The organism is uncultured Gimesia sp., from assembly GCF_963976445.1.
GTDB lineage: Bacteria > Planctomycetota > Planctomycetia > Planctomycetales > Planctomycetaceae > Gimesia.
Genome location: NZ_CAXBKP010000032.1, coordinates 65,688 through 76,910, shown reverse-complemented (window position 1 = coordinate 76,910; position 11,223 = coordinate 65,688). Strand labels below are relative to the sequence as shown.

Genomic DNA, 11,223 nt, shown 5'->3' with positions numbered 1-11,223 from the left:
GGTGTAAGTAATCGTCGCGACACCTTCACCATTAAAGAATACGCTGCCGTCATTGGCGTTCGTAAAGCGATGCTCGACCGTGGTTGCCAATCCACCCAGGATTTCCAGAGTGTCGCCAACACCCGTATTTCCTTCACCATTAAAGAAGATTCCACCAGAAGGATCAAACAGACTGCCGGCTGGGTTGTTAATGACCAGTCGGTCGTCGCCGTCATCGCCGTTGAATGTAAAATCAGTCACTGCTGAAAAATTGATAACCGGACCACCGTTGATCTGGTAAGTTCCTGAATCAGCGCCTGTCGCAGTAATAGTGAGCACGTCATCGCCGGCAGTACCATCAACAACAACGCTACCGCCGAATGTCAAGCTTTCGATTTCATCGAAGACCACATCCTGGAATGGTCCCGTCGCGCCAATCGTTCCACCGTCGAGACCATCAGGAGTGAATGTGGAAGATTCACCAGGGGGGGTCAGGTAGGTCAATGAGTCACCAGGCAGCATCGTAGGATCGCCGCCCGTGATATCAATGGTTGTCAAAACATTGGGATTGACGGTAATGTCATCCGCGCCCGTCCCGGTAAAGAGTGTCAAGTTTTCCAGAGTTTCAAAGCCGAGGTTGATCATCGCAGGGCCAGCACCAATAACGGCGCCCGCTCCAGGCAAGGTGCTGAAAACAGTAATTGTATCGCCGCTCACATCGCCCGAATCATCTACGATCAGCTCATCGGTTCCGTTGCCGCCCTGGAATGTGAAGAGGGATTGAATCCCGTCTACGGTACCACCATCGTTGAGGGCACCACCGTTGCCGTCGATGATGACCTGATCGTCATCATTGCTTCCGATCACGGTAATCTGTGTTCCGGCGGTCAGAATCCCATTCAGGTTGGCAATGCCTCCTTCAGCATCGACAGAGAAAAAGATGTCAATCAGGATCTCGATCGCGGCCGCAGAATCCAGTGTCACTCCGGTCGCGAGATTCAAGTTATCACCCACAAACAGATCCAAATCGCCGCCCGTACTGGTGATACCGGCATTGATATTCAAATCGTCTCCGACCGCTGCCGAACCAGCGACTTCAATAGAGACACTGTCTCCTGTGACACTCTGGTTGACCGTGATCGCACCAAAGTTGAATAGTCTGGCAAGCCCTGCGGTGACTGTCACACCAGACAGGCCATCTACCGTACCAACATCCAGAGCCGCTGTATTATTAGCAACAAACATATCTCCAGTAGTTAAACTTGCGGCTAATCTGTTCACAGCGATATCAAAGTCAGCCATTCCACCAGCAGCAACCCCGGTTGCCGCCCTTAGCGACAGTTCGTCTCCGGTCACCAGAGGCGCTTCGCCGATGGGCGTATTATCTAGAATCGCACCGACAGTCGACTCAATCGCAATCGTTCCCCCTGCACTTTGCAGATTTGCAATTCCGGCATTTCCGGTGGAGGTCACATCAATCATGCCACCCTGAGCATTGACCAGACTGCCTTCCGCCTGAGTAAAGGCACCGCCACCAGCAGTGTCGGCATCAGCGGTTAATGTTACCGCAGCGGCAGATGTGGTATCGACTACTGACGTGGCATTGAGGTCCAGATCGGCATCGGCCAGCAAATCAATGGTCCCGCCGTTGGTTTGTACGGCTGCATTCACGTTGATATTGCCCTGTGCTTCCGCCAGAATCGTTGACGCAGCGCCGGTTGCTTCAATGTTCTGGCTCACCGTCAGGGTTCCACCAATCACCAGCGAAATATCACCAGCGGCTGTGATTCCATTCAGTCCGTTAACCATACCAACGGTTGCTGCAGAAGGTTCCTGCAGGAAGATATCACCAGCAGTTGTGTTGGCGGCCATGGTGTTGATCGCCAGATCGATATCACCAGCGCCCGCTGCACCAATGCCGGTCGCCGCCCGCAGAGCCAGTGTATTCGAGTTGATCAATGCACTTTCGGTCCCCGTATTGTCGGTGATACTGCCTGCGGTGGTAGTAACCTGCACTTCGCCGCTGGTGTTGAGGTTCGCCAGAGCGATATTGTTGACGGCATCGATGTCGATCAGGCCAGTTCCACTGCTGGTGACCGTTGAAGTGTCAGCCAATGTCACAGCTCCGGCGGAATCGATTTCGATATCGAAGGTGCTGTTATTGGAAATGATCGCCAGAGCATTCAGATTGAAATCGCCACCCGTGTTCTGCAGCAATAGGTTGCCGCCGGTGGCGGCGACATTTTCGGTGACGGTCATCGTACCGGTCGAAGTAATCGTCGAAGGAGCCCCCACCATAATTCCGTTAATGCCGCCGGCAAAACCGATGTCGAGTGTCCCCGTATCATCGACTTCCAGCCCTGCTCCGATATTGGCTTCCAATGCGGTAATATTAGTTTCCAGAGCATCGCCGACACCGGCGCCCGTAGCTGCTGCCAGGGTGGCGTTGACCGCGGTAATGTTATTTGCACCGACATTCGCATCATTGATGGCGCCTGCTGTCGAGGTGACGGTCACATTGCCGGTCGTTGAAACCTGTCCCAGTTCAACATTGTTTAAAGCATCAAGGTCGAGGTTGCTGGCCCCTGCAGCAATGCTGCCCCCCAGAGCAAACACGATGGTATCGCCGGCGTTAATGTCGACATTACCGGTTGTGGTGACTGCACCATTCACATTGACGTCTTCTGCGTTGATCGTGGTATCACCACTGCCCAGTGTCAGCGCTGCCGCCAGATTGACGGTATCGTCGTTGCCTTCTCCATTGATGGTAATATTCGCGGCAAACGCAGGATCCAGTGAGTTGACGTTGACAATATCATCGCCGCCACCGGCGTTAATTGTCAGCGTTCCTGTAGGATTGCCAAACGTGAGGATTTCGCCTGCAGTTGAATTGACAGTGGTCTGTCCGCCCCCGGCATCGGTCACCGTGATCGTTTCACTGACGCCGCTGTAATTCAGTGTCACATTAGTGGCGTTGACCGTGGATGTAATTGGCTCCAGACCGGTGTAGGTAATGAAGTCGGTTCCCGAACCATTCAGTTGAATGCTACCATCGCTGGGATTCGCAAAGAAGTACTCCATCGACGCCAGGCTTCCATTGACCAGTTCAAGTGTATCAAACCCGCCGGCACCGCCGTTATAGACAATTTGCAAGGGTGTCGTATGATCAATGCCCGTCATATCCAACCGTAGTGTATCGTTCTGGCCATCTTCCCCGTTAATCACCAGCGGTCCGGTCAGCGACGCTAAGGGAGTTGAGGAAATAATATTCCCGGTCCCCACTTCGGTAATCACCACATTGGTGCCATCAATTTCGATGGTGTATTCATCCGGCGTGCCATTGGATGGGAGAGTCACCTCGGGTGTAGAATCTTCGACATGGATGACGACATCGTTACCGTCTCCGCCGACATAAGTCAGAAAAGCGCTCTGTCCGACAACGCCCAGGAAGTCAACGAACTCAAAACCTTCCGGCAGACCAAGCAGAGTGCCAGTGACTGCATCGTCGCTATCATTGTTGATCAATGTGAACTGGTCGCCATCAGCGGGATCATATCCATCGATGAGATTTAACGCAGCGCCACTTAGGTTGACGGTTCCATTAACGACAAACTGATCGAAGCCAGTTCCAGCAGTTGCACCGTCGATTTCGATATCGAGTGCATCATCACCGTTTAAGATCAAGTCTCCGTTAATAACGACCTGACCAGGGCTGTTACCTGGTGCCAACGTAACATTCTTGTTAATCCCAGTCCCGGTTGCGTCTACATTTCCGACATAGGTTCCCGAGAGAATGTTGACGGTTCCACCAGCGGTGACATTGGCAATCGCTTCCTGGATCCGTCCGACTGGTCCGGTCTGGCTACCTAGCGCGGTCACATTCAGAGTGGAAAAATCGCCCTGAAAACCTGCCAGCCCCACGTTTGTGTCTGCACCGTTATTCAAGAATGAAGTGAAGTCGACCTGCGAAGCGTCGCCATCCACACCGTCGCTCTTCATGGAATTGGCGATTGTTGTTTCGTCCGTGCTGCCCCACCAGTTGCCGGAAGCGTCAACAGCATCTCCACCATAATGACCGATGAGCTCGGTGAGCGTTGAGGAGTCGAAAAAGTTGTTATGAGCGGCTACATCGGGCACGCCATTGGAAGTGTTATTGAAGACGCCGACACCTCCCGATGCGTTGCTGAAGGCGTTGCCTTCGATACTGACATCAGCAACGAAGTCATTGGCGATGCCTACGACCACATCATGGATGTTGTTGCCGAAAATGTCTACATTCGTGTTGCCCTGGTTATGAATACCGGCGACCCAATTGTAAATTTCGTTGTTCTGGATCGTGATGTTGTCGTTATTTCCATTAAATGTGGAGAGCACACCACGACTTTCAACTCCCGTTCCCGGGCCTTGCAGAATATTGTTCTCGATCGTATGCCCCGAGGTGCCGGCAGTCATGAAGACGGCAGATTGACTGCCAATACCAGCCGGACCGGTCCCATCGACGATCGTGAGTCCATCAATCACGACGTCGTTCGCAAAGAGACGAAACCCGCCGGTCAGTTCACTTTCCGCGCCGCGGACACCAGGGTCAACCCCCGCAGCAATCCCGGCATTGGCTCCCTGAAGAGTCACGGAGGTATTCACGGTCACATCTTCGGCATAAGTTCCATCGGCAATATTGATGGTATCGCCTGCGACTGCTGCGGTCACCGCTGCCTGAATGGTAGCGAATGCGTCAGTTCCAAAAACTCCTGCTTGATCTCCCATTGTTTCGGGATCAATGTCAACGATGGCATCACCGTTCGTCAGACCAGAGAAATCATCGTCCACAAAGAACGTGGTCAACAGGGTTCGGTCTTCCAGAACTTCCGCAGTGGAGATCTGGTTACTCTTGGCGGTCAGCCAGCGACGTCGCATCGCCCGGCGATCACGGGAACGATAAACGGGGCGTTTTTTGATACGGGAAGTGATAGTACCGAGCCAATTCGAAAGCAGCATCCTGTCAACTCCTCAGTAAGTAGGTCAATTCAGTTAGAAAAACTGTAAATTTATTAGACAAATAGTATCGAGAGGAAAGGCTTTTCCCCTCCTCTCTGACTCTTGCCAGAATGTTTTCTTAGTGATACCAAGTATGCTACTGATGTGTATTTCCACTCAGCGCAAAGAACCTATTGTTATTTATCTAACCATCAATATCCGAAATTTCAAAATAATTCCACAACAAAAAGCGCCTGTTCTCCTAATTTTAACAAATTTACCAAGACGTTAACTTTACCTAACGTCCCTCAAAACCACATAAACAACGCTTCATACAACAACGCATAAGCTGTATTTCATTCATACTGACATCTAAACACAGGTACAAATGCTGAGATATTCATCCCAGCCCCCTGCCCTCATCCAGTCTAAACACCGGAATTCTTTTCGTTATTACAGACTATTTTTCTTTACTTTAGATCTGTAATCTGGGCACAATACGACTAATACAAGGGCGGTCGAGGTCCGTAGACGACTTTTTTCGTCTGTTCTCTCTCCGGCTAAAGGATCAATCTGTTAGAGGAATCAAATGCAGTTTCAGCATTCAGGAATCGTGTTATTACTGGCCTTGGTCTGTGTGTCGAGCTCCTGCCAGCAATCGGATCATGAGAATCTGGTGGGACGTTGGCAAAGTATGGGTGCGCCGAACATGATCTTTAAGGCAGATGGTACGGTCTACAGCATTAACCGTGGACCACGTCGGAAAGGGCGCTACTATCTCAATACGGAAACGAAGCCAGCTACTATCATCCTGGATATGCGAAAGTCTGACATTAATGCCGTATTGTACTTTGATTTTGATGCCTTCTCCGCGAGGCACATTGAACTAACCCCCACCTATGTCCAGGTGGTGGGCGAGAAGAAAAAAGAAGCAGAGGCTAAACGCAAAATGCTCTTCCGTAAAATCGATCCCGGTGATCCGCTGATGGGAGAAAAACGGTTTGCAGCTAAGGCCATGCCCGTCACCAACCCCTGAATCCTGATTCCGTTGGAATTCAGCACTTCAGTCGTTTGGGATGCCGGTCCTGAGTCCAGACCTTCCTGATGAGAACAGAAACAGGGACCGAAGTGAGATCACTTCGGCCCCTTTTTGATGTAATCATTGACAGTAAACGGGTGACTATTCTCCTGCACTGCGGACCGTAGTCACCGATTGCGTGCTTTGTACCGTTTCGAAGAAATCGTTGCTCTTCGAAGGAATGTAGTCATCGTTACTGACGTTCAGCGGAGGTTCAAAGCCTTGGATGGGCAGTTCCTGAATTGCAGAAATCTGTGCCACGGGCAATTCACTGGCGGCAATCATTTCAGGATTGATGACCTCAGTGTCCGCCTCGGAAACCACCCGAAACTGTGGAGCTTCTGCTAATTCAGCGACTTCTACAGATTCAGTTACAACAGGCTCAGCGACCGGAGTCTGGGCAAGTTTCACTTCGGGTTGCGGCTGATTACGCTCCATTTGCTGTTTCTGAAGTGCTGCAACCTGCACAATGGCTTCTTTGATAGAATCCAGATCCGGATTCATCTCCAACGCCCGATTATAGTGCTTTGCAGCGTCGTCCAGCATCCCTTTCTGCAGACAGATATAGCCGATGTTGGCATGGGCTTCATCAGCACTCATTACAGTACGGGCAACCTGATACGCTTCATCCATGCGTCCCTGATGTCCTAAGACCAGACTCATATTATTGAATGAGCGTTTGGAACTGGGATCACGTTTGATCGATTCTTCCAAAGCGATTTCTGCTGCAGGCAGATCATTCTGGAGATACAGAGCGTAGCCGAGATCCGTCAGATACTTGGCGTTATTCGGCTGAACTTTGACCGCTTCCATCAAATACTTTGTTGCTTTGTCATGTTTTCCTGTTTTGGAACAGACAATTCCCATGCGATTTAATACGGTCGCATTCTGGGGATTGCGTTGCAACATGACCCGATAGGTTCGTTCTGCATCCGTGAACTGGCCTTTATCCTCGGCTGTTCGCGCCATAATCATTTGTGGTGACTCTTCCAGCGGCAGCTTCAAATTTGTTCCCACCATATTGTGAGTATGAGAACAGCCGACAGTAAAAAGAGTGGCAAATCCAGAGAGGATGACCAGAGACCACGTTGTTGAGTTTCGCATTCCATTACCTCACAAAACAAAATTGTGATTTTTCACTATCCATGGTGAGAAACACTCAGACCGTCCTGGGCAGAAACAAAAAAGATCAAATAGTTCTATTCTGACCTGAAAGTTACTCGATAATAATTCCATTTAAATCATGCCGCTGTTTATATTTGCAAAACAAAATCTCACAAAACAACGGCACTTATTCTCAAGTATCGTCTTTCGACTTCGGGAAGATGAAAGAACTCAGAGAATCGCTAGAGTCTTCTTGAATTCCCATCTGGAGCAAAGCCTATAAATTAACATCAGCGCCTGAACCGGCAGAAATTGCCGGTCGAAAATAGAAATACGATCTCCAGCCAGTGTCCCGGCAGAGGGATCGCCCTGCTGCAGAAGATCGAATCAGAAAAAGTACATGAGCCGAAAATCGCCCCAACAGGAGCTGGTCACTCCTCCGACTCAGCCTCTTTCGCTTCGAATTCGGGTAATATTTCGAATCCCAGCAATTTTTCGACCTGCTCTGCGATCAGACAAAGACGCCCTAGCGCCCGATGGTTCAACGACATCAGATTCTCGAACAATGCTTCAGAGGCTCCCAGCAGATCCCCCGGATTATTTGATTCCGGCATCCGAGACAACGCAAATTCGCCGATACTGATGCCTGCCTGAGAATGCTCAAAGGGATAAGGGAGCCGCTTAAAACGTGTGTGAATGGATTTGAGCTGGTGTTCCATCTTTTCCATTTCCGTCACAACGACTTCGCAATACTTTTCGTCCTGGCGTTTCTGATCAAAGAAATGCATCAACACCTGAAATGAGGCACAAATCGTATGCAATTCCCACAAACGCGTTATCTGGGAATTCGTTGCCTGAAGTGTTAACAGCAAATCTCGTAAATCACGTTCCCATTCAGCCGCATCTGGGATTTGTGTTTGTACTTTGGGTACCAGAAATAACTGGAGCGCCCGTTCCAGTCGTTTGACGATGAGCGTTTCATATTTCTCCAGATCGAGCCGCAGCTCACCTTTTTTACGATCGATAACAGTACCGGCTTTGATTGTTTTATCATAGCTGGTTAATGACTTGAGAAATGCGTCGTCCCCTCCCAGTTTAATATTCGCGCGCAATGCCACTGACGCCAGATTCACACTGACTGCGTTCGATTCCTGTTCGCGAAACTCATCGACGTACGTTTTATATTTGGAGCGATACTTCAGGATTTTTTCCCGATATGCCTTTAACTCCTGGGCACACTGTTTGGCATCTTCCGGAGCCTGGACCGCGTATTCGGAAAACTGCAACGGCCGGTTCGGGTAAATCGCGCCCTGATAATAGCGTTGCACCGCCCGATGCATTTTCTGTTCTTCTTCCTGCCGAATCAACAGCTCATCAATCGAGTGCAAATCTGACTGCTTAATCTTCTTTCCAAAAACGCCAAAATAAAAATCACGAGTCACATACTTCGCTTCGCGGGGAAAATCACTCAGCAGCACGGTCGCTGGCGCCTTGAGCCGAAAGACGCCCTCAGTCTCTTCGTTCTGCACGCTGGCAATCCGCTCCAGAGTCGCCGGGTGTGTATCAAACCAGCCTGTCTTTTCCTGCTGAATACTGGCATCAACGGCTTTTAGCACATCCTCGGGCAGTTTCTTCAGATTGATGTTAATCAGCGCGGGAAAGTTATCAACCAGCCGCCCTTCAGTATAAAACTGCCCTAAATCATTGAACGCCCCCTGATTGGCCACGCCTAATAATGCCAGGCGTTTACTCGTCACTGCAAAACAGCGGCTGCCTGCTAATCGTGCTTCGTAGCGGTCGGCGTCAAACTCCATCTGACGCATTAAAAAACCACTCACCAGATGCCCGACCATCATCAACATCCACAAAATTTTCCGAGTGAGCCAGATAAAGAGCCGGGCCAGATACAAGATCCAACTGACTCGTAAATCGAGTGACTCCGAGAGATGCTCAAGGCGTTCGTCCCATTCATCACGCTCGTAAACGACTCGCAAAAACCACATATTGATACTGCGAATGATAAACGAAAGCCGCATCCCGGCTCCTTGAGAAAAATGACCGAATTCATGCGCCAGTACCCCGGAAAACTGACGCAGAGACAGCCCGGCAACCAACGGCATACCGATCGTGAGCACCAGATCATTGCCAAACAGACTCAGCCAGCCGCGTCTGAAACCGGCAGACGCATTGACCTGAATATCCAAATTAATTTGCACAGGCCGTGGCGCGCCTACAGCATCACAAACTCGATCAACGAACTTGAACAGCAACGGTTCTTTTTCTCGCTTGAGTGAGCGTCGCGACGAAGACTGAGCGGGTCGTGAAAAAAGCGGCTTGAACATGAATACAATCAAGATGGCACCAACCACAATCGGTGCCAGGTAGACCAAAGCCATCAGGATCATGCCCTTACCTCGAGTGCGACCAGAAGAACCTGAGCCAGCGACCTCAAACAGGCCGAGCGAATTGACGGCATGGAAATAGACGCCCCAGATCACCAGACCGATGATTCCCACATAAATCAGCGGTAACAAAATCATGACGATGCTGACAAGCAGAGCATTCAGCCGATAGAGCATTGTTGGCGAAACAGGCTCTATATTTCCGTCGAACGCTTGTAGAATTTTTTGCGGAGTCAGTTCTTTCGGGGCTGCATTAGCACGTTTCTTTGAAGCCGACTTCTGCTTTGAAGCGTCTGTTTTAGCAGGGCTTGCAGACGCGCGTGTCTTCTGCAATCGCTTGGGAGAGGGGTCGCTCATCTCTAATCCAGTCTCGATTTTGCCAGGCGGGAGTATCATTCCAAAACCAGACATCTGGTCCAACGAACAGGTTCCATATAGAACATATACTACGAATTCGATTTGAAAAAATCCATGCTCACTTCTGAACAATTGAGACGGATCTGAATCAAACTGCCTGCGCTGGATCCTGCCGATAGAACATTCGCAGAGTCTCATATAAATCGACCGAGTACTCCTGCATCTGGTGTGGTTGCTCAAAGAAATGTTCTGAGCAGACAGCAAAGAATTCCGCAGGATTCGTCGCACCATAGGGATCGATGAATGTTTCATGACCATGACGTAACTGTGAGACCAGCGATTGGTATTCCGCCGTCATGACTTCGTTCCAGCGTTCGTATTCTTCAGGTCCATTCAGAGGCGGCGTTCCGTCAAACTGATGATCGACGGCGTCGTAATAGTGAGCGAATTCATGAATCACCACATTCCGACCATCATCGGGAATTTCTCCCCCTTCGCGAATACTTTCCCACGATAAAATAATCGGCCCCTGTCCCCAGGATTCTCCCAGGCGAAATGAAGTCCCTTCCGTCATGACGCCAATCGAATTCACCAGCGTCTCCTTCGCGGCATACGTTTCCGGGTAGACGAGAACGGTCTTCAGGCGGTCGAAACAGTCGCTGGCAAACCCCAGTGTGATCAAACAGGCCTGACCGGCGATCGTTAATTTGACTTCCTCGGTAATTTCAAAACCATTGCAGCCTTCCCAGTACTTCTCTTTGACGAAAATCTGCACACGTTGATATAACAGGCTGCGCTGCGGCGGTGTCAGCCGCGCCAGTTGCGATACATTCTGATTCAGGATCGATTCCCAGTGCCCTGGCATCGGGGCAGCCAGTATTTTTTTGCGTCGGCGGTTACGCAACCAGGTAAAAATCATGAATCGTTTTCCTCTGTACTGATTTTGAAAACGGATGCTTAACGTTTTCCACTCATTTCCGGTGCTTTATGGGATGGCGATAGTTGCATTATAGCTTGTACTGAAGCAAGGAAAGTGACTATCTCAAATGAAATCCCGCAATCCGTTCGCGCGAGATGCTCTATCAGTCTTATCGAATCAATGCAGCAGTTCAGCAGAGAAAAGAATTAAGGCAAGCGTAAATATCGTTCAAAAATCCTGCCTCAAACAGAAAAAGAGGATGTGAACTCCAACAGATTCCTCTGTTGACGGCTTGCCTGTTCTTGCGATTCGCACAAAGTGCCTATTCGGAATCATCAACAGAATCGCCTTACTTTATTGTAATCCTGGCGGATACCTCAGGCATTGGAAACTTGCCAGCTAAGAAAATC

The 11,223-nt window shown here is 50.0% G+C and carries 5 protein-coding genes; 1 reads left to right on the top strand and 4 read right to left on the bottom strand.

Annotated elements, in window-relative coordinates:
* Window positions 1-4,974 (bottom strand): hypothetical protein (locus AAC022_RS24370; RefSeq protein WP_339735401.1); only part of this gene is annotated, 4,974 nt, incomplete at its 3' end.
* 568 nt (window positions 4,975-5,542) lie between these two features.
* Here AAC022_RS24370 and AAC022_RS24365 point away from each other — a divergent pair.
* Window positions 5,543-5,989, top strand: coding sequence for a hypothetical protein (locus tag AAC022_RS24365; protein WP_339735399.1), 447 nt, complete (start codon window positions 5,543-5,545; stop codon window positions 5,987-5,989).
* 144 nt (window positions 5,990-6,133) lie between these two features.
* Here AAC022_RS24365 and AAC022_RS24360 read toward each other — a convergent pair whose 3' ends face one another.
* The 3 genes from AAC022_RS24360 to AAC022_RS24350 all read right to left on the bottom strand — a co-directional run bounded on the left by AAC022_RS24360 (window position 6,134) and on the right by AAC022_RS24350 (window position 10,813).
* Window positions 6,134-7,135 (bottom strand): tetratricopeptide repeat protein, encoded by a 1,002-nt coding sequence (locus AAC022_RS24360; protein ID WP_339735397.1) that lies wholly within the window; start codon window positions 7,133-7,135, stop codon window positions 6,134-6,136.
* 431 nt (window positions 7,136-7,566) lie between these two features.
* Entirely contained in the window at window positions 7,567-9,894 is a 2,328-nt protein-coding gene (locus AAC022_RS24355; RefSeq protein ID WP_339735396.1) for a M48 family metalloprotease, read from the bottom strand.
* A gap of 148 nt (window positions 9,895-10,042) precedes the next feature.
* Window positions 10,043-10,813, bottom strand: a complete 771-nt coding sequence (locus AAC022_RS24350) for a M90 family metallopeptidase (protein WP_339735394.1) — start codon at window positions 10,811-10,813, stop codon at window positions 10,043-10,045.
* Window positions 10,814-11,223: the final 410 nt, after the last annotated feature.